Origin of the sequence: Pseudomonas sp. DCA-1 (genome assembly GCF_046523955.1) — a bacterium.
Taxonomy (GTDB): domain Bacteria; phylum Pseudomonadota; class Gammaproteobacteria; order Pseudomonadales; family Pseudomonadaceae; genus Aquipseudomonas; species Aquipseudomonas putida_Y.
The window spans coordinates 1,150,114-1,168,563 of record NZ_CP169881.1 but is presented as its reverse complement, the minus strand read 5'-3'; the positions used below and the strand labels follow the sequence as shown (position 1 = coordinate 1,168,563).

General features: G+C 62.3%; 18 protein-coding genes, 1 tRNA gene and 1 pseudogene. 9 read left to right on the top strand and 11 right to left on the bottom strand.

Translation table 11 applies throughout. The features are described 5' to 3' along the window. Positions 1–28: 28 nt before the first annotated feature. On the bottom strand, positions 29–1,243 hold the full coding sequence (locus ACE4QZ_RS05715; protein ID WP_103463278.1) for an MFS transporter: 1,215 nt from the start codon (positions 1,241–1,243) through the stop codon (positions 29–31). A gap of 166 nt (positions 1,244–1,409) precedes the next feature. Here ACE4QZ_RS05715 and ACE4QZ_RS05710 point away from each other — a divergent pair. Both ACE4QZ_RS05710 and ACE4QZ_RS05705 read left to right on the top strand, forming a co-directional pair. Continuing rightward, positions 1,410–1,526 (top strand): annotated as a pseudogene (locus tag ACE4QZ_RS05710) (peptide ABC transporter substrate-binding protein); the annotation flags it as partial. Between the two features lie 95 nt (positions 1,527–1,621). Continuing rightward, positions 1,622–1,698: transfer RNA gene (locus ACE4QZ_RS05705), tRNA-Met, on the top strand. A 126-nt stretch (positions 1,699–1,824) separates the two neighbouring features. Here the strand turns inward: ACE4QZ_RS05705 and ACE4QZ_RS05700 are convergent. After that, positions 1,825–2,439 (bottom strand): LysE family translocator, encoded by a 615-nt coding sequence (locus ACE4QZ_RS05700; protein ID WP_021784741.1) that lies wholly within the window; start codon positions 2,437–2,439, stop codon positions 1,825–1,827. A gap of 208 nt (positions 2,440–2,647) precedes the next feature. Between ACE4QZ_RS05700 and ACE4QZ_RS05695 the strand changes: the two genes are divergently transcribed. Next, entirely contained in the window at positions 2,648–3,565 is a 918-nt protein-coding gene (locus tag ACE4QZ_RS05695) for a LysR substrate-binding domain-containing protein (RefSeq protein ID WP_103463279.1), read from the top strand. On the opposite strand, the gene ACE4QZ_RS05690 is transcribed toward ACE4QZ_RS05695, so the two are convergent. From ACE4QZ_RS05690 to ACE4QZ_RS05675, 4 genes are all read right to left on the bottom strand, one after another. Continuing rightward, positions 3,505–4,080 (bottom strand): D-Ala-D-Ala carboxypeptidase family metallohydrolase, encoded by a 576-nt coding sequence (locus tag ACE4QZ_RS05690; protein ID WP_103463280.1) that lies wholly within the window; start codon positions 4,078–4,080, stop codon positions 3,505–3,507. The two genes, ACE4QZ_RS05695 and ACE4QZ_RS05690, sit on opposite strands and share 61 nt — an antisense overlap. A 57-nt stretch (positions 4,081–4,137) precedes the next feature. Further along, positions 4,138–4,593, bottom strand: coding sequence for a ribosomal protein S18-alanine N-acetyltransferase (gene rimI / locus ACE4QZ_RS05685; RefSeq protein ID WP_004575708.1), 456 nt, complete (start codon positions 4,591–4,593; stop codon positions 4,138–4,140). Continuing rightward, complete coding sequence (locus ACE4QZ_RS05680) at positions 4,590–5,372, bottom strand: energy transducer TonB (RefSeq protein ID WP_103463281.1); 783 nt, start codon at positions 5,370–5,372, stop codon at positions 4,590–4,592. Before ACE4QZ_RS05680 ends, rimI begins: the two co-directional genes overlap by 4 nt. Before the next feature lie 345 nt (positions 5,373–5,717). Next, on the bottom strand, positions 5,718–6,914 hold the full coding sequence (locus ACE4QZ_RS05675) for an IS256 family transposase (RefSeq protein ID WP_004575957.1): 1,197 nt from the start codon (positions 6,912–6,914) through the stop codon (positions 5,718–5,720). Between the two features lie 762 nt (positions 6,915–7,676). Here ACE4QZ_RS05675 and mksB point away from each other — a divergent pair. Genes mksB through mksF form a run of 3 tightly spaced genes read left to right on the top strand, consistent with a single transcriptional unit; the run spans position 7,677 to position 12,491 of the window. Next, entirely contained in the window at positions 7,677–8,966 is a 1,290-nt protein-coding gene (gene mksB, locus ACE4QZ_RS05670) for an Mks condensin complex protein MksB (protein ID WP_021784160.1), read from the top strand. Further along, on the top strand, positions 8,956–9,663 hold the full coding sequence (gene mksE / locus ACE4QZ_RS05665; RefSeq protein ID WP_103463282.1) for an Mks condensin complex protein MksE: 708 nt from the start codon (positions 8,956–8,958) through the stop codon (positions 9,661–9,663). Before mksB ends, mksE begins: the two co-directional genes overlap by 11 nt. Continuing rightward, positions 9,660–12,491: an Mks condensin complex protein MksF gene (mksF, locus tag ACE4QZ_RS05660; RefSeq protein ID WP_021784162.1), complete on the top strand. Its 2,832-nt coding sequence runs from the start codon at positions 9,660–9,662 to the stop codon at positions 12,489–12,491. The genes mksE and mksF overlap by 4 nt, the downstream gene beginning before the upstream one ends. Positions 12,492–12,662: 171 nt before the next feature. Here the strand turns inward: mksF and ACE4QZ_RS05655 are convergent, their stop codons facing one another. The 5 genes from ACE4QZ_RS05655 to rplU form a co-directional block, all read right to left on the bottom strand. Next, positions 12,663–13,124, bottom strand: coding sequence for a CreA family protein (locus ACE4QZ_RS05655; protein WP_021784163.1), 462 nt, complete (start codon positions 13,122–13,124; stop codon positions 12,663–12,665). Further along, positions 13,121–14,239: a glutamate 5-kinase gene (proB, locus tag ACE4QZ_RS05650; protein WP_021784164.1), complete on the bottom strand. Its 1,119-nt coding sequence runs from the start codon at positions 14,237–14,239 to the stop codon at positions 13,121–13,123. The genes ACE4QZ_RS05655 and proB overlap by 4 nt, the downstream gene beginning before the upstream one ends. Positions 14,240–14,324: 85 nt before the next feature. Further along, complete coding sequence (cgtA, locus tag ACE4QZ_RS05645; protein WP_003247460.1) at positions 14,325–15,551, bottom strand: Obg family GTPase CgtA; 1,227 nt, start codon at positions 15,549–15,551, stop codon at positions 14,325–14,327. Between the two features lie 188 nt (positions 15,552–15,739). Next, entirely contained in the window at positions 15,740–15,997 is a 258-nt protein-coding gene (rpmA, locus tag ACE4QZ_RS05640) for a 50S ribosomal protein L27 (RefSeq protein ID WP_003247464.1), read from the bottom strand. Positions 15,998–16,035: 38 nt separating this feature from the next. After that, on the bottom strand, positions 16,036–16,350 hold the full coding sequence (gene rplU / locus ACE4QZ_RS05635) for a 50S ribosomal protein L21 (protein ID WP_003247466.1): 315 nt from the start codon (positions 16,348–16,350) through the stop codon (positions 16,036–16,038). A 244-nt stretch (positions 16,351–16,594) separates the two neighbouring features. Here rplU and ACE4QZ_RS05630 point away from each other — a divergent pair, with 244 nt between their 5' ends. The 3 genes from ACE4QZ_RS05630 (at position 16,595) to ACE4QZ_RS05620 (ending at position 18,394) form a co-directional block, all read left to right on the top strand. Beyond that, positions 16,595–17,563, top strand: a complete 969-nt coding sequence (locus tag ACE4QZ_RS05630) for a polyprenyl synthetase family protein (protein ID WP_010951940.1) — start codon at positions 16,595–16,597, stop codon at positions 17,561–17,563. Positions 17,564–17,722: 159 nt separating this feature from the next. Continuing rightward, positions 17,723–18,064 (top strand): zinc ribbon domain-containing protein YjdM, encoded by a 342-nt coding sequence (locus ACE4QZ_RS05625; protein WP_021784165.1) that lies wholly within the window; start codon positions 17,723–17,725, stop codon positions 18,062–18,064. Between the two features lie 84 nt (positions 18,065–18,148). Further along, the gene (locus ACE4QZ_RS05620) at positions 18,149–18,394 is read left to right on the top strand and encodes a hypothetical protein (RefSeq protein ID WP_021784166.1); all 246 of its coding nucleotides are present in this window, start codon (positions 18,149–18,151) and stop codon (positions 18,392–18,394) included. The last annotated feature ends 56 nt before the right edge of the window (positions 18,395–18,450 follow it).

Below are 18,450 nucleotides of genomic sequence, written 5' to 3'. Positions count from 1 at the left end.
GGGGGCCTGGCAGAGGCCCCCGGCGCTCTCAGCGTTTACCTGTACTTGGCAGGAACACCGCCAACAACCCGAACAATGGCAGGAACGAGCACAACCCGTACACATACTCGATACCATGCAGGTCTGCTACGTACCCCAACAGCGCAGCGCCAATGCCACCAAAGCCGAACATCAGACCGAAGAAGATCCCGGCAATCATGCCCACGCTGCCCGGCACCAGTTCCTGCGCATACACCACGATCGCGGAAAACGCAGAAGCCAGGATAAAGCCGATCACCACACTCAGTACTGTGGTCCAGAACAAATCGGCATACGGCAGCGCCAGCGTGAACGGCGCCACGCCCAATATTGAAAACCAGATGACTGCCTTGCGCCCGATACGGTCACCGATCGGCCCGCCAAAGAAGGTGCCCGCCGCCACCGCGCCGAGGAACAGGAACAGGTGCAGCTGCGAGCTGGCCACCGACACACCGAACTTCTCGATCAGGTAGAACGTAAAGTAGCTGGTGAAGCTGGCCATGTAGAAGTACTTGGAGAACACCAGCAGGCCCAGCACGATCAACGCCGCAATGACCCGATTACGCGAAATGCCGTGGGTAGCCTGAACCGCCTTGCGCGCCTTGGCCTGATTGAGGTGCTCCTTGTACCAGCCGCGCAGCATCAGGGTGACGCCGAGGAAGAACAGCCCAGCCACGCCGAACCACGCCACATGGGTCTGGCCGAACGGAATGACGATGGCCGCTGCCAGCAGCGGGCCCAGAGCGGAACCGGTGTTGCCACCGACCTGGAAGGTCGATTGGGCCAGGCCGAAGCGCCCGCCCGAGGCCAACCTTGCAATACGCGAGGTTTCCGGGTGGAAGGTCGACGAGCCGATGCCCACCAGCGCCGACGCCAGCAGGATCATCGGAAAGCTGCCAACGAAGGCCAGCATCACAATCCCCACCAACGTGCACAGGGTGCCTAGCGGCAGCAGATTTGGCGTGGGCCGGCGATCGGTGAAGAAGCCGACCCAAGGCTGCAACAGCGAGGCGGTGATCTGGAACGTCAGGGTGATCATGCCGATCTGGGCGAAGCTCAGGTCGTAGTTGGCCTTGAGCATCGGGTAGATCGCCGGCAGCACTGACTGGATCAGGTCGTTGATCAAGTGCGCCAAGGCGCAGAAACCGATGATACGCATCACCAACGGCGTGGCTTGGCTTGCCGCTACCGGGGTGGGTGCGGTGGAGGCACTACTGGTGGCCATTTACCTAAATCTCCGTCCTCAGGTTTGGGATCCGATTATCGGGAAACAAATAGATACATAGCTACCTTTTTATTCGCCTGTTGCCACACGCTTGAAAACGACTGCATCTGGTGCAGGGCACTCGCTTGCAGATAGCCCGCCATGCAGGGCGAGCAGCGGATGGTCTCGGCGGGTGTGCGGCGACTTCTACCTCGACCGGCGTGGCCAAAGCCTGCAATCCCTGGCTGCAACCCAGCAGCTGCAGTTGCTGGACGTGCGCGGGCACTGGCTTCTGGTGCACTGAAACCGGGGCTGGCCGCTAAGTTTTTGAAAGCGTGCAAATTTTTTTTGAAATGAGTGTTGACAGAGGGGGCGTTCAAGAGAATAATGCGCGCCATCGGCTACATAGCTCAGTTGGTTAGAGCATAGCATTCATAATGCTGGGGTCCGGGGTTCAAGTCCCTGTGTAGCCACCAAACAAGACGAAGGGCTTACCGCAAGGTAAGCCCTTTTTCTTTGCCTGCAAAAAAGTTCGCTGGCACCAGCGTAAAACCCTTCCAGCAGCAACCTCGAATCTCAGCTTGGCTACTGCAATCGCCGCCTCAACGCATTCCGGTCACCGCCACAGCCAGGCCCAGCCCGATCAATGCCAGACCAATGGCCCGGTCCACCAGCACTTGCCGCTCGATCATCGCCTTGCGCAATGCCGTACTGGAGAAAAATACCGCCACCAGGCTGAACCACAGCCAATGGGCAACGGACATGAACGCACCGTAGGCGAAGTTCAGCGTCAACGGGCTGCCAGGCTGTACCACCTGGGTGAAGGCACTGATGACAAACAACATGGTCTTGGGGTTGAGGGCATTGGTCAGAAAGCCGGTGCGCAGCGCTTGCAGTACGCCGGCAGCGGACCGGCCAACCCCGTCCAGGCTGATGCGCCGGGTGTTGGTCAATGACTTGTACCCCAGGTAGATCAGGTAGCCCGCACCCAGCACTTTCATGATCAGGAACAGCGCCGGGCTCTGGCTGATGATTACGGCAATGCCCAACACTGTGTACAACACATGCACCTGCACCCCCAGGGCGATGCCTACGGCAGCAGCCAGCCCGGCCTTGCGCCCCTGTGCATAACTGCTGCGGGTGACCATGGCGAAGTCTGCGCCGGGGCTTATGACGGCGAGCAAGGTGAACAGGGCGACGGCAATGAGTTCGGTCATGCTGAGGGTTCTCGATAGGCGATGGAAATGCACAGACCGCCAATTATCAAGCGCTTACCGACGCGGAAAAATCGATTTATGCTGAGATAAATCTGATAGTTTTTTTCACAGACATTTACAGCCTGCCTGGGCCTCTTCGCGGGTAAACCCGCTCCCACATGCCACCTATTTACCCGCGAAGAGGCCGGCAAAGCTGAACCGGGATATCATGAAACTGCCGCCACTCAACGCCTTCCGCTACTTCGACATCGCCGCCCAGACCGAGAGCTTCGTGCGCGCCGCCGAGCACTTGCACGTCACTCACGGCGCGGTCAGCCGCCAAATACGCCTGCTGGAAGAAAGCCTTGGTGTGGAACTGTTCGAGCGCCGCAACCGGGCCATTTTCCTCACCCCCGCCGGCCGTGCCCTGCAAGGCACCACCCAGGCGATCTTCGAGCAGCTGGAGGGTGCCGTGCAGCGTTTGCAGCACCAGGTCCGCGACAATGTGCTTGTGCTGTCCTGCGAGCCGACCATCGCCATGCGTTGGCTGATCCCGCGCTTACCGAGATTCCATGCCGCCCACCCCGACCTTCAGTTGCACCTGGTAGCCGCAGGCGGCCCGCTGGACTTCGCCCGCAGCGGTATCGACCTGGCAATTCGCCGCGACGACTTCCACTGGGACAACCAGCTGTACAGCCAGAAAATCTGCGACGAATGGATCGGCCCGGTTTGCCACGCCGCCTCCCCTGCCCTCCTTGAAGGCCAACGGCTGCTGCACAGCGCCACCCGTCCCACTGCCTGGCCCACCTGGCTGCGGCTGAGCGGCCAGCAGGCACGACACAGCGAACGCAGCGACTACGAACATTTCTACCTGTCGATTCAGGCCGCCAGCGCCGGCCTGGGCCTGGCCATTGCCTCAGCCCTGATGGTGCGCGACGAACTCGACAGCGGGCAGTTGCAGGCGCCGTACGGTTTTGTGCGCGATGGCTCGGCCTACCACCTGCTCAGCCCACAGCCCCTGCCCGACAGCGACAAGTGCCAGCGCTTCGCCGAGTGGATAATGGACGAATGCCGGGGTTGCCTGGCTCATTTGGGCTTGATGCAGAACGACGACCCGGCACTGCCATCGCCACCCCAGGTGCGATAGCCGGCGGTATCCACATGAATGCGGCCTGATGGGTAGCGGCCCAGGCCCATGTTCCAGGTTTGGCCGTGCTGCTGCCAGAAACGGCACAGCGGATTGGGATCGGCCCACGCCGGCAGCAGTATGTCGACGGCGAACGCGCGGGCATGCGCACTGTTGGCTGCCCCGCCCGCACAGGCGTTCAGACGCGGCTCACGGTAAGCCGAAACCACCTCGAACTGGCGCAGGATGCCTTGGTCGTCGAGTGCATTGATCAACGCGAGGGTCGAGCGTACAGCCGCCCAATTGGCGGGGGGCGGTACGGCGAAAGGCGATGCGTGGCACTGTTTCCAGTCCGATGCCGAGCGCAGCAACTGGTGAATTGGCACTACACCGTAAAGCCGGGCATCTACCAGCATTTCACGGAAGGGGCGGGTTTGATGATCACCCGCCCACTGGGCGAACATCCAAACGTCGCGCTCGTCTGCGTGGGCCGCGCTTGCTACACACAGGCCCGCTGCCAAAAGCAGTTTTCTCATTTTTTATCCGCCCCTGCCGAGAACAAAGCCTGCGCGCCCGGGTACACCCCTGCAAAGTCAGTCTTCGAACAGGGTGCAGGCCATCACCAGGGCGTCTTCACGGCCGCCGGCGATCGGATAATAGTCGCGGCGGCGGCCAATTTCGTTGAAACCGTAACGTTCGTATAAACGATAGGCCGACTGATTGCTGGCGCGCACTTCCAGGAAGCATTCGCGGCCATTGAGCTGATAGGCCCGGGCCATCAGGTGCTCGAGCAGACGCAGGCCCAGGCCGCAGCCTTGGTTTTCCGGTTTTACGGTGATGTTGAGCAGGTGCGCTTCGTCGATGATCACGTTGATCACGCCATGACCCACTTGCTGCTGGCCGTCGAACATCAGCCAGACTTCGTACGATTTGAGCGCATCCTGAAAGATTCCACGGGTCCAAGGATGACTGAACGCGGCATATTCGATCTTAAGTACGGCATCCAGATCCGCCTCGGTCATCGGGCGGAAGCTGATTGAGTCACTCATTCAACGCTCTTCCAGCGCGCCATCAGCTGGCGCATGGCTTTCCAGACGTCCGCCTTGCGTTGCGGCTCGTCCATCAACAGTTCAAGGCCCGGCAATGCCCAGGCGTCGCCCAGGCTGTCAAGCGTCAGGGTTTGGTAGTAGGCCTCGGCGTCGGCATTGGCGGCAAAACGCAATGCAGGCAGGCCGACCAGCCACAGACAGGTACACGGGGCGTCTTCCAGGCGGGCCTGAACGAAGCCCTGGACGAAATCGCGCGCAGCCTCCGGCCCCTGGTCCATGTTGCCGCGCACCAGCAGTGGCCAGCGAACCGGCTCGCCGATGATCTGCGGGGCGTCGGGCAGGCCGGCGGCGCGCAGCATGTCCTTGAGCAGCAGGTAGGAGGGGTCGCGGCTTTGGAACGGCTGGCCGGTGGCCAGCTCCACCAGCAGCAAGCAACTGCCGGCGCGCAACAACTGCAGCGAGAAGCGCGGTGGCGGCACGGGCACCGGGCGCGGAGCTGCGGGCTCTGGTGCTTCGGCGGGTTTGACGGCGGGTTTGGGCATACTGCCCGGCCGCGGGATCTCGATTTTCGGCCGCTCGCCGGAACGGGCCTGGGGGATGACGGGCGTTTCGTTGGTTGCCGACGCCGGCCGGACTTCGAAATCGATGTCCTCGACCGGCGCAACCGGCAGCAGCAGTTCGGGCCGCGACGGTGCGGCGAACGGCAGCTCGGCGCGCGGCAGCCAGTGCACCACTTGCATGGCGGAAAGGTAGGCGCGGCGACGGGGTTCGGTCAGCAAGGGGCGGGTATCCGAGGGGGTGACGGCAATTGGGCATTCTAACGTGTACGCCGTGGTTTTTGCAGCGCCTATCAGACCGAGCGCCGCCCGCGCGGCGCATCGCGAGCTACGCTCGCTCCTACGTTTGTTTCGGGCCAATTATTCCTGTGCCATTTGCGCGCGAACGCCTTGGCGCATGGCGCAATATCACGTCTTACAAACAAGGCGGTCGCGCGCGCCCGTCACAGGCGTTACTGGCCCGAAACAAACGTAGGAGCGAGCGCAGCTCGCGATGCGCCGCGCGGGCGGGATCGTGTCCCGGGAAGTGGTGTAACTCATCATGGTTCTGGCCGCTGAGTTCGCCGTTTAGTTGATCACGGCCGACAGCTTGGCCTGTGGATTATCGCTGACTGCCTCAAAGGCCTCCAACTGCATGTAACGCCGTTGCAGGCACCACTCGTCGTTCTGCTCCAGCAGCATCGCGCCTACCAGCCGTGTGATTGCAGGATCGTTGGGAAAGATGCCTACGACGTCGGTGCGGCGTTTGATCTCCGCGTTAAGCCGCTCCAGTGGATTGGTGCTGTGTAATTGCTGTCGGTGCGCTTTTGGAAACGCCATGTGAGCCAGCACTTCATCCTCGCAGCCGTCCATGAGTGTCGCGATCTTGGGGTATTTTTCGCGTAGCTGATCAGCGACCAAACGCCATTGCTGATGGCATTCGGCACGGCTGTCCTGGGCGAAGACTGTGCGCAGTAGGGCCGCCACCATGGTGCGCTGACCTTTGCCGACGTGGGCCATGGCATTACGCATGAAATGCACACGGCAGCGCTGCCAGGTCGCGTTGAAGACCTTGGAAACAGCCGCCTTGAGCCCTTCGTGGGCGTCGGAGATGACCAGTTTCACGCCCCGCAAGCCACGTCGCGTGAGGCTGCGCAGGAAGTCTGTCCAGAACGGCTCAGCCTCTGACGGCCCAACCCGCATGCCCAGGACTTCGCGGCCACCGTCGGTGTTCACGGCCACGGCGATTATTACGGCGACCGAGACGATGCGTCCGGCCTCCCGCACTTTGACGTAGGTGGCATCGATCCAGAGATAGGGCCAGTCGCCCTCAAGCGGGCGGTCAAGGAAGGCGTGAACGCGCTCATCGATCTCACCAGCTAGCCGTGAGACCTGGCTTTTGGAGATGCCGGTCATGCCCATGGCTTTGACCAGCTCGTCCACTGAGCGTGTTGAAACGCCTTGGATGTAGGCCTCCTGGATGACTGCCGCCATGGCTTTCTCAGCGGTGCGTCGAGGTTCAAGGAAACCAGGGAAATAGCTGCCTTGGCGCAGCTTGGGAATCTTAAGGTCGACGTCGCCTGCGCGGGTTTGCCAAAGACGATCGCGGTAGCCATTACGGCTATTTGTCCGGTCTGGGCTTTTGACATCGAAGCCCGCGCCGCACAGGCCTTCGACGTCGAACTCCATCATGCGCTGGGCAACGAACTGGATCATTTGCTTGAGCAGATCAGCGTCTGCCCCTTTCTCAACCAACTCGGTCAATGCGATAGTGGGCTTGGTCATCGTGGTTTCTCTGGTGAGTGTTTGGTCTTCGCAAACTCAACGTTAGCCAAGAACCACGATGACCATCCTCTTTCGCCCGCAGGGCGCCTTCGGCTGGTTCAGTTACACCACTTCCCGGGACACGATCGCGGGCGGCGCTCGATCTCGACCCCACCCTCACCCCCCGCCATACACCTACACACCACAGAATATCGCGTCGTACAAACAAGGCGGTCGCGCACGCCTGCCACAGACATTACTGGCCCGAAACAAACGTAGGAGCGAGCGCAGCTCGCGATGCGCCGCGCAGGCGGCGCTCGGTCTCCCAGGCGACGCACCTCTACCGCCATACCCTCAAGGCCACACCGCCTGGCATGACGTTGCGCAATGGCCGGGTGTGCTTGCCGTGGGTTTTTTGGGGGGGGGCAGAAATCGAGCGCCGCCCGCGCGGCGCATCGCGAGCTGCGCTCGCTCCTACGTTTGTTTCTGGCCAGTAACGCCAGTGACAGGCGCGCGCGACCGTTTTGTTTGTACGACACAATATCGCGCCAAGCGCCAAGGCGCCCGCGCGCAAATCCCCCAGAAATAACTGGCCCGAAACAAACGAGCGAGCGCAGCTCGCGATGCGCCGCGCGGGCGGCGCTCGATCTCGCCCGCACCCTCAAACCCCCGCCATACACCTACACACCACAAGGTTATCCCTCATTACAGACCAAGGGGTAAAAACCACCCCCGCGAATGCAGTACAATCGCCCCCTTTTTCTTGGCAACGAGTCGAAGCCAATGATCGAACCCAAGCGCGTCCTGCGCGCCCTAGCCGAACACTGGGCCCTGATCGAGCCGCTGTGCGAGCGTTTCGACCAGGGCACCCTGAGCCTGGTCGAACTGCGCCAGCATGTGGCTCGCCAGCAGCTCGAAAGCACCCCGCAGGACATCACCCAGCTACTCGACGTTTGGATCCGCCTGGATATCCTGGTCCCGGTGGCCAAAAGCCCGAACCGTTTCGAGCTCAACGCGCAGATCCACGACTTCCTCGCCTACCTGCGCCGCGAACACCGGCTGGGCCTGTGCCTGGAGATCGAAGCCTACTTGCGCCACCTGGAGCGCCTGGCCGGGCACATCCAGGATGCCTTCGACAACCGCGACAGCGACGACCTGGCACGCCAGCTGCGCCTGCTCGACATGCGCGTGCGCGATGTGCTGAAAAAGCTCGACAACGACGAGCAGGCGCTGGTGGCCGTGGCCGAACGGGCCAAGACCAGCAACCGCCAGATTCCGCTGCGCCAGCGTTATGCCGAAGTACTGGCCACCTGGGACGAATACGTCGAGCCGATGATCCAGCTGGTCAACGCCGACGGCGCCTTCGAGCAAGGTGTACGCAAGGTCGAGACCGTGCTGCTGAAACTGCTGGGCGAACAAGCGCGCCTGGGCCACTTGGTCGACGACGACATGCTGCTGCGCACCCACGCGCGCATCCTGGAAATGCAGACCAACGCCCAGTTGACCCTGCGCCACGCCCGCGAACTGCTGCTGCCGCTGCGCGAAGAAGCCCGCCGGCACAACGCCGTGACCCGCGGCGCCGCGCTGGCCCTGTCGGTGATCCGACGCAAGGGCATCGATGCCGTGCCGCAAGCGGCCATGCCGATGTTCACCCGCCCGCAAAGCACCTTCCTTGGCAGTGCCAGCCAGGTCGAGGCCTACGTTTACGCACTGGCCCGCTTCGAGCCCAAACCGGCGCGTTTCCCCAAAGCCCACAAGACCCAGTCCGACGCCCTGCCCCGTGCTCCGCGCACGGTCAAGGAAATGACCGAACGCTGCGAACAGGCCCTGCCACTGCCCGACCTGATGGTCTGGCTGCTGGAGCAGGAGCCCGAAGGCGCCACCGATGAGCTGCTGTACTGGTTCTCGCGTCTTTCGCGGGAAAAGCGCTTCAAGCGCGAACGCCTCGACCGCCGCGAATACACAACTCAGGAACACCTGGTCAGCCTGCGTTCGTTCGCCCTGACCTCCAGCCGCGAAGACGCCCCCAGCGCGCCTACCGAACCCAACGCGAGCCCAGCCCATGCATCTTGATCTTTCCGAACTGTCCCAGCTCGCGCCGATCTTCCGCGAGCTGTTCAAAGGCTTCCACATCAGCCGGCGCGACCCTGAGCTGTACGCCCAGCTGTCGAACTTCCAGGACCAGTACCGCACCCTGTTCAAGGCCCTGGGCTTCGAGCTGGTATGCGACACCCGTGGTTTCTACTACTTCGTGCCGGACATGACCGCCGCGCAGGTCAACAAGACCGCGCAGCGCCTGTCGCTGTTCACCTTCATTCTGGTCGAGCACCTTGCTGACCAGGGCCGCGACCCGATGGCCGTGCTCGACGGCGGTAGCATCGGCCGCGACGAACTGCCCTCGCTGCTGGACAAGTACCGCGACCTGTTCCTGCAGGCCGAAGTGCAGACCGTGGACGAGCTGGAAGAAAAAATCCTGCGGCGCATGACCCAGCTCGGCTTCGCCCATGAGGAAGGCGGCATCTACCGCTTCCTGCCGCCCATGCACCGCTTCCTCGATGTGTGCCTTTCAGTGCAGCAGGACCGCGACCTGGCCGCCACCCTGCACAGCGACCTGCCGCTGCCGACCCCGGTACTGGTCGAGGAAGAAAGCGCCGAAGAACTCAACCGCACCGACGACCCGCTCGACCTCACGCCTTTCCAGGGCGAGGAAAGCGAAGAGGACGCCCTGGCCCGGGCCATCCGCGAAGAGCAACAGGAGATTGACGCATGAGCCAGGAACGCTACGGCATCCGCCGCTTCGCATTGCTCAACACCGCCGGCTACAGCCTTGGCCTGTTCCCGCTGGAGCACCCGCTGTCGGTATACGGCGCCAACAACCTGGGTAAATCGGCGTCGATCAACGCCCTGCAGTTCCCGATCCTGGCACGCATGTCGGACATGAGTTTCGGCAAATACAGCCTTGAGCAGTCGCGCCGCTTCTACTTCGCCAGCGACACCTCGTACATTCTCTGCGAACTGAGCCTGCCCCACGGCCCGCACGTGATCGGTGTGGTCGGGCGCGGCCCGGGCGGCGGTTTCGGCCACCAGTTCTTCGCCTACAAGGGCGAACTGGACCTGGCCCACTACCAGAAGAACGACACCTGCCTGCGTCAGAAAGAGCTGTTCACCAACCTTGAACGCCTGGGTATCAAGGCTTACGAACTGAAGCCGGACGAACTGCGCCGACTACTGGTGGGCGGCCACACCTCGGTGCCGCTGGACCTGACCATGATCCCGCTGCGCTCCACCAGCGAGCAAAGCCTGAAAACCTTCCGCGCGCTGTTCATCAATCTGCTGCACATGCGTGAAATCACCGCCGCCAAACTCAAGCAACTGTTCCTCGACGCCTTCGAGCACAGCCTGCGTTCCGGCAGCGTCGACTACATCGCTGCGTGCGAGGAAGCCTTCCGCGACGTACGCCGCATGGAGCAGGACTACAACGCCCTGGTCGCTGCCGGCCCGCTGGTCGAGGCCCTGGCCGGCGGTGTGGCCCAGCGGGACATCCTGCGTGGCAAGCTGCACCGCATTTCGCCTGTGCTCGACACCCTGCTGGGCACCTGGCAGGAATACGCCATGGCGCGCAAGGAAGAGCTGGTCATCCAGTCCGAGCACTACCGTGGTGAGCAGGACCGCCTGCAAAACGACCAGCGCGGCGGCACCCAGGAGCTGATGCGCCTGGAGCGTGAAATCAGCGGTATCCAGCGCTGGCTAGGCGAGCTGTCGGTGCTCAAGCACCGCTTTGCGCTGGTCGACGACGTCAAGGTGCTGGAACAGCAACTGCTGGCGGCCAAAGACGCCCACGACGAACTGGCCGGTGCTCTGGCCCAGTCACGACAGTTCAGTGCCGAAGACCTCGACGAGCGCGTACGCGACCTGGAAAAACGCCTGAAGCAGGTCAAGCAGCAGCTGGATCACGCTGACAACAACAGCTACGCCCGCCTGCGCGAAGAGTTCTCGCAACAGGACGTGGACCGCCTGATGCGCCTGTTCAACGGCGCATTGTTCAGCCTGCCGCTGGGCGACCGCGGCATCGAGCTGGACGATAGCGACCTGTGGGTGAAGTCGCTGGAAGCGGTGCTCGACGGCTTCAAGGGCGAGCGCTTCGAGGCCCCCGGCCTGGCCATCGATCTGACCCACATCGACCCGCCGGCCCTGCAGGCCCTGGCCGACCGCGCCGCCCTGCGCGACCAGAAAGAGCGCCTGGAAAAAGAGCTCAAGCAGCTAAAAACCCAGCAGGCCGTGGCCGCCGACCGCTCCGCCTCCAAAGCGCAGACCGAAACCCTGTACCAGGAAGTGCTGGACGCGCAGAAGGCGCTGGAAGACTTCCGCCGCAGCCAGACCCTCGCCGCCGAAGAGCCCGAGAAACTGGAACAGCTCTCGCAACTGGAAGCGGCCCAGGACGAACTCAAGCGCTCCAGCGACGCCTTCACCGAGCGCGTCCAGCAGCTGTCAGCCAAGTTGCAACTGGTCGGCCGCCAGCTCGGCGACCTCGAGTCCAAGCAGCGCACCCTGGAAGACGCCCTGCGCCGTCGCCAACTGCTGCCGGCCGACCTGCCCTATGGCACGCCATACATGGAAGCCATCGACGACTCGATGGACAACCTGCTGCCGCTGCTCAATGACTACCAGGACAGCTGGCAAGGCCTGCAGCGGGTGGACAATCAGATCGAGGCGCTGTACGCCCAGGTGCGCCTGAAGGGCGTGGCCAAGTTCGACAGCGAAGACGACATGGAACGCCGCCTGCAACTGCTGGTGAACGCCTACGCGCACCGTACCGATGAAGCCCTGACCTTGGCCAAGGCACGCCGCGCCGCGGTCACCGACATCGCCCGAACCCTGCGCAACATCCGCAGCGACTACGACAGCCTCGAGCACCAGCTGGCCCTGTTCAACCGCGAGATCAACAAGCGCCAGGTGTCCAACCTGGAAAGCTTCCGCGTGGTACTGGCGCCGAACAAGGAAGCGCTCAAGCACATCGACCAGATTATCCACAGTGCCGGTCAGTACGAAGAAGGCGAAACCCTGTCGGTCTTCGACCTGACCCAGAGTGCCGATCAGGACAACAAGAACGAGGAGGCCAAGGAGTACCTGGCACGGCTGGTAGCGGCCAACCACAACCAGCTGGGCCTGAAGGACCTGTTCGAGCTGGCGTTCGAGATCACCAAGGTCAATGGCCAGCCGGTCATCCACGCCGACATCGACGGTGCGGCGTCCAACGGCACCACCATGACCATCAAGGCGCTGACCAACATGTACCTGTTGCTGCACCTGATGGACCGTGACCTGGCCGGGCGCATTCGCCTGCCATACTACCTGGACGAAGCGGCAGACATCGACGAACGCAACCAGGCGGCACTGCTGGAGACCAGCCTGCAACTGGGCTTCGTGCCGATTCTGGCGAGTGTGAAACCACAGGTATCGGCACACGTTGCGATCGACCTGGAAGGTGGCAGCGGGCCGAACGGCATCTACATCGACGAGGCGGACTGGAAGTTCATCAGCCGGCTGGATGAAGTGAAGGCGGTTGTGCGTGAGGATCAGGCCGAGGAACTGGCCTGAGATAGCTGGGGCCGCTTTGCGGCCCTATCCTGCATGCGCTGATCCCTGTGGGAGCGGGCTTGCCCGCGAACACGGGCGAAGCCCGTGCCATCCACGGCGATGTCTTCTTCGCGGGTAAACCGCTTGTGTCGCGATAGGAGGCCGACGGCCTCCCGGCAACCTACCAGGCTATCAATGAGCCCAAGGCAGGATCGGAATGGCAGTCACCGCATTCTGCGGACTGCCTTCGATCATGCGGTCGCTGTACACCAGGTACACCAGCGTATTGCGCTTCTTGTCGAGAAAGCGCACCACCTGCATGGTCTTGAACACCAGCGAGGTACGTTCCTTGAACACTTCCTCGCCATCTTTGAGCTCACCCTTGAAGTTGATCGGCCCGACCTGACGACAGGCAATCGATGCCTCCGCCCGGTCCTCGGCCAGCCCCAAGCCCCCCTTCACCCCGCCAGTCTTGGCCCGCGACAGGTAGCACGTCACGCCCTCTACCTTAGGGTCGTCGAACGCCTCGACCACAATGCGGTCGTTCGGCCCGAGGAACTTGAACACGGTGGACACCCGGCCGACCTCTTCAGCGCCGGCCAGCATCGGCAGCACGAACGCTGCCACAGCGATTACCTTCTTCAGCGGGCTCATACCAGCACCAGGTTGTCGCGGTGTACAAGTTCCGGCTCGGCGCTGTAACCAAGGATCGACTCGATGGCGTCGGACGACTGACCAATGATCTTCTGCGCCTCCAGGGCGCTGTAGTTGGCCAGGCCGCGAGCCACTTCAAGGCCGTCCGGGCCGACGCACACCACCATCTCGCCACGACGGAAGCTGCCCTGCACAGTCTTCACGCCAACCGGCAGCAAACTCTTGTTGGCCTGACGCAGCGCTTGCACGGCACCGGCATCCAGCACCAGGGTGCCACGGGTTTGCAGGTGACCGGCCAGCCATTGCTTGCGCGCCGCGAGCATGCCGCGCTCGGGCGACAGCAAGGTGCCCAGGCGCTCGCCCGCCTTCAGGCGGTCCAGCACGCGCTCGATGCGGCCACCGATGATGATGGTGTGGGCACCAGAACGGGCAGCCAGGCGCGCCGCACGCAGCTTGGTCTGCATGCCGCCACGGCCCAGGGCACCACCGGTACTACCAGCCACAGCATCCAGTGAGGGGTCGTCGGCACGGGCTTCGTAGATCAACTGCGCTTCGGGATTGTTGCGCGGGTCGGCATCGAACATACCATCGCGGTCGGTGAGGATCACCAGCAGGTCGGCCTCGACCAGGTTGGCCACCAGCGCCGCCAGGGTGTCGTTGTCGCCAAAGCGGATCTCGTCGGTGACCACGGTGTCGTTTTCGTTGATCACCGGCACCACCCCCAGATCAACCAAGGTGCGCAGGGTGCTGCGGGCATTCAGGTAACGCTTGCGGTCGGACAGGTCGTCATGGGTTAGCAGGATCTGCGCGGTGTGCTTCCCGTGCTCCCCGAAGCTCGACTCCCAGGCCTGCACCAGGCGCATCTGGCCGAGCGAGGCAGCCGCCTGCAGCTCGTTCATCGCACTCGGTCGCTTGGTCCAGCCCAGCTGGCTCATGCCGGCAGCCACGGCCCCGGAGGAGACCAGTACCAACTCCACGCCTGCCTCACGCAGCGCGACCATCTGCTCGACCCAAACGGCCATTGCACCGCGGTCGAGGCCCTTGCCATCGGCGGTCAGCAGAGCACTGCCAATCTTAACGACCCAGCGCTTGGCGCCCGTCACCTTGCTTCGCATCTTCTTCCAACCTATGTCGAATCTGTAGATACCGTGGATACAAAAACGCCGCTCCAGAGAGCGGCGTTTAGTGTACTGCAACCGATCAGTCGCGCACGTAAATGATTTCCGGACCGTCTTCGTCGTCCTCGAAATCATCGTCCCAACCGTCATCGTCGCCGATGTCGTGCACGCTCTTGACGCCGGTACGACGCAGGGTGCGGGCGTCGTCCAGGGCCTGCAGCTGGGCACGGGCTTCGTCTTCGATGCGCTGGTCAAGGTCGGCCAGCTCTTCGGCGTAGGCCGGGTCGTTGGCCAGGCGGTCGGCGCGGTCTTCGAGGTAGCGCATCAGGTCGTGGCTGAGCTTGTCGGTGCCCTGCTTGGAAATGGCCGAGATCACGTAAACCGGGCCTTCCCACTCCAGACGGTCGATCACTTCCTGCACACGTTCGTCGCGCTCGTCGTCCATGACCATATCGGCCTTGTTCAGCACCAGCCAGCGCTCACGCTCGGCCAGCGACGGGCTGAAGCGGGTCAGCTCGTTGACGATGACTTCGGCGGCATCGGCCGGGCTGCTTTCGTCCAGCGGCGCGATGTCCACCAGGTGCAGCAGCACGCGCGTACGCGCCAGGTGCTTGAGGAAGCGGATACCCAGGCCGGCACCTTCAGAAGCGCCTTCGATCAGGCCGGGGATGTCGGCGATGACGAAGCTCTTCCAGCGGTCGACACTGACCACGCCCAGGTTTGGCACCAGGGTGGTGAACGGGTAGTCGGCGACTTTCGGCTTGGCGGCCGAGACCGAACGGATGAAGGTACTCTTGCCGGCGTTGGGCAAGCCCAGCAGGCCGACGTCGGCCAACACCTTCATTTCCATCTTCAGGTCACGCTGCTCACCCGGTTTGCCTGGGGTGGTCTGGCGCGGCGCACGGTTGGTGCTCGACTTGAAACGGGTGTTGCCCAGCCCGTGCCAGCCACCTTGCGCGACCATCAGCTTCTGGCCGGGGGTGACCAGGTCACCGATCACTTCCTGGGTGGAAGCATCGATCACGGTGGTGCCGACCGGCACGCGCAGGAACAGGTCTTCACCCTTCTTGCCGGTGCAGTCGGTGCTACCGCCGTTGGAGCCACGCTGGGCTTCATGGTGACGGGTGTAGCGGTAGTCGACCAGGGTGTTCAGGTTTTCGTCGGCAATCATGTACACCGAGCCACCGTCACCGCCGTCACCGCCGTTAGGGCCGCCGTTCTCGATGAACTTCTCGCGACGGAAGCTCATGCAACCGTTGCCACCGTCACCGGCCTTGACCCGAATGGATACTTCGTCAACAAACTTCATTAAAACCGCCTCTCGTCGGTAGACGAGCTGAATGACTCAAAAACATGAGGCTCTTGCAAAAATGAGCGCGGCGGCCCCGTACGACCGTAGAAACCAACGCCGGCAACCCAGACAAACAGCTTTGCAAGAGGCTCACCACAAACGAAAAAGCCCCGTCGCATGACGGGGCTTCTGGAGCGACGTCGCGATTAAGCGGCGACGATGCTCACGTAACGGCGCATGAACTCGCCTTTCTTCTCGAACTTGATCACGCCTTCGATCTTGGCGAACAAGGTGTGGTCCTTGCCCATGCCAACGCCGTAGCCAGCGTGGAATTCGGTACCGCGCTGACGGACGATGATGTTGCCTGGCTTGATAACCTGGCCGCCATACATCTTCACGCCAAGGCGTTTCGATTCTGAGTCGCGACCGTTACGAGTACTACCACCAGCCTTCTTGTGAGCCATGGTTCAATTCTCCAAATAAATTCAGGGGATCTAGGGGATTAAGCCTGGATGCCGGTGATTTTGATCTCGGTGAACCACTGGCGGTGGCCCATACGCTTCATGTGGTGCTTACGACGACGGAACTTGATGATGCGAACCTTGTCGTGGCGGCCTTGCGAAACGACTTCGGCCACTACTTTAGCGCCAGCAACAACTGGAGCACCGATGGTGACTTCTTCACCGTTGGCGACCAGCAGAACGCGATCGAAGGTCACGGATTCGCCAGTGGCGACTTCCAGTTTTTCGATCTTGAGGAATTCACCTTCAGCGACTTTGTACTGCTTGCCGCCGGTAACGATTACTGCGTAAGACATGGTATTTCTCCGATAATCCTGCTCACCCAGCGCTTTATATGATGAGTATTGGCTGGCATGGCTGCACAGGGCTGGAACGGCCCGGCGCAATTGCGTAAGGCAGGTGCTGCCCAGGAAGTTAGGGTGCGCGATTGTACGCAACCGCGGTTTTGCTTGCAAGTGCCGCCCCCGGCCAGCTGGCACCGCGCCTTGACACACCGGGACCCGCGACCTAGCATGCCGCGCAACCTCACTGGAGCAGCCGATGCAACCCCAAACCTTCTACCGCGCGGTGGCTGATGATTTCAGCGCCGTCGACGAGATCATCAAGAAGCAGCTGACCTCGCGCGTGCCGCTGGTATCGAAGATCGGCGACTATATCACGTCCGCCGGTGGCAAGCGCCTGCGTCCCCTGCTGGTACTGCTGTGTGGCAAGGCCCTGGGCCGCGAAGGCGACGACCTGCGCCTGCTGGCCGCCACCATCGAGTTCCTGCACACCGCCACCCTGCTGCACGACGATGTGGTCGACATGTCCGGCATGCGTCGCGGCCGCTCTACCGCCAATGCCCTGTGGGGCAACGCGCCAAGCGTACTGGTGGGCGACTTCCTTTATTCGCGCTCGTTCGAAATGATGGTCGAACTGGGCTCGATGCCGGTCATGCAGATCCTGTCCAAGGCCACCCGCGTGATTGCCGAAGGTGAAGTGCTGCAACTGTCGCGTGTACGCGACGCCAGCACCACCGAGGAAGTCTACATGGAGGTCATTCGCGGCAAGACGGCGATGCTGTTCGAAGCGTCGACCCACAGCGCTGCGGCACTGGCCCAGGCCACCGACGAGCAGCGCGAAGCCCTGCGTACCTTCGGCGACCATCTGGGCGTGGCCTTCCAGCTGGTCGACGACCTGCTGGACTACAAGGGCGACTCGCAGACCTTGGGCAAGAACGTCGGTGACGACCTGGCCGAGGGCAAGCCTACCCTGCCGCTGATCTACACCATGCGCGAAGGCACTGCCGAGCAGGCGGCGCTGGTACGCCAGGCGATCCAGAAGGGTGGCCTGGAAGATCTGGAACAGATTCGCGTCGCGGTCGAGGAATCGGGTGCGCTGAAGTACACCGCCGAGCTGGCGCGCGATTACGTGAAGCGTGCCATCGCCTGCCTCGAAGTGCTGCCTGCCAGTGAATACCGGGATGCGCTGGTTGAACTGAGCGAATTTGCGGTCGCGCGTACGCACTGACAGACCGAGTCGTCTTCATTCGCGGGCAAGCCCGCTCCTACACCATCTGTGGGGAGCAGGCTTGCCCGCGATGCTTTTGTCCGGACATAATCACTTCCGGGAAAATACCTTTTACAATGTGGGCTTTTAACCGCCCGTCTGTTTGTTTGAGGAACCGAAGTGAGCACTCTGCCACCCTGCCCAAAATGCAACTCCGAATACACCTATGAGGATGGCACTCAGCTGATCTGCCCTGAATGCGCCCACGAGTGGTCGGCCAGCGGCGATGCCGAGGCGACCAGCGACGAGGTGGTGAAAAAGGACTCGGTCGGCAACATCCTGCAGGACGGTGACACCGTCACCGTGATCAAGGACCTCAAGGTCAAAGGTTCGTCCCTGGTGGTCAAGGTCGGCACCAAGGTCAAGAACATCCGCCTGTGCGATGGCGACCACGACATCGACTGCAAGATCGACGGCATCGGCGCCATGAAACTGAAGTCCGAGTTCGTCCGCAAAGTCTGATCACACAAAAATCTGGCAATCGGCGCTTGCCATTTAGGTAATAGGAATTATTCTCATTGGAACCGCTATCCAAGGAGAATCTCCATGACTTACCTGATCGACGCCTGGCTGGAACGCCCCCACCCCTACCTGCGCATTCTTCATCGGGAAACCGGCGAAGTGTGCGCGGTCCTTGAAGAAGAAGCCCTCGACGAACTGCGTGACCAGGGTGACCTGGACATGAGCGGGCTGAATTCGAGTGAACCGGGGGTACTCAAGGAACTGGTACGGAATCTGTTTCTGTTCTGCTATGCGCGGGCATTGCACCCTGGGGGGACAGACTGGAATTGAGGCCGGCAGGGCCGGCCTCTTCGCAGGTGAACCCCACCCCTACAGAAAAAGGTGGG

Coding starts and splice junctions, on each gene's coding strand:
- ACE4QZ_RS05715 (WP_103463278.1), bottom strand. CDS start 1,243: ATGGCCACCAGTAGTGCCTCCACCGCACCCACCCCGGTAGCGGCAAGC.
- ACE4QZ_RS05700 (WP_021784741.1), bottom strand. CDS start 2,439: ATGACCGAACTCATTGCCGTCGCCCTGTTCACCTTGCTCGCCGTCATA.
- ACE4QZ_RS05695 (WP_103463279.1), top strand. CDS start 2,648: ATGAAACTGCCGCCACTCAACGCCTTCCGCTACTTCGACATCGCCGCC.
- ACE4QZ_RS05690 (WP_103463280.1), bottom strand. CDS start 4,080: ATGAGAAAACTGCTTTTGGCAGCGGGCCTGTGTGTAGCAAGCGCGGCC.
- rimI (WP_004575708.1), bottom strand. CDS start 4,593: ATGAGTGACTCAATCAGCTTCCGCCCGATGACCGAGGCGGATCTGGAT.
- ACE4QZ_RS05675 (WP_004575957.1), bottom strand. CDS start 6,914: ATGACCAAGCCCACTATCGCATTGACCGAGTTGGTTGAGAAAGGGGCA.
- mksB (WP_021784160.1), top strand. CDS start 7,677: ATGATCGAACCCAAGCGCGTCCTGCGCGCCCTAGCCGAACACTGGGCC.
- mksE (WP_103463282.1), top strand. CDS start 8,956: ATGCATCTTGATCTTTCCGAACTGTCCCAGCTCGCGCCGATCTTCCGC.
- mksF (WP_021784162.1), top strand. CDS start 9,660: ATGAGCCAGGAACGCTACGGCATCCGCCGCTTCGCATTGCTCAACACC.
- ACE4QZ_RS05655 (WP_021784163.1), bottom strand. CDS start 13,124: ATGAGCCCGCTGAAGAAGGTAATCGCTGTGGCAGCGTTCGTGCTGCCG.
- proB (WP_021784164.1), bottom strand. CDS start 14,239: ATGCGAAGCAAGGTGACGGGCGCCAAGCGCTGGGTCGTTAAGATTGGC.
- cgtA (WP_003247460.1), bottom strand. CDS start 15,551: ATGAAGTTTGTTGACGAAGTATCCATTCGGGTCAAGGCCGGTGACGGT.
- rpmA (WP_003247464.1), bottom strand. CDS start 15,997: ATGGCTCACAAGAAGGCTGGTGGTAGTACTCGTAACGGTCGCGACTCA.
- rplU (WP_003247466.1), bottom strand. CDS start 16,350: ATGTCTTACGCAGTAATCGTTACCGGCGGCAAGCAGTACAAAGTCGCT.
- ACE4QZ_RS05630 (WP_010951940.1), top strand. CDS start 16,595: ATGCAACCCCAAACCTTCTACCGCGCGGTGGCTGATGATTTCAGCGCC.
- ACE4QZ_RS05620 (WP_021784166.1), top strand. CDS start 18,149: ATGACTTACCTGATCGACGCCTGGCTGGAACGCCCCCACCCCTACCTG.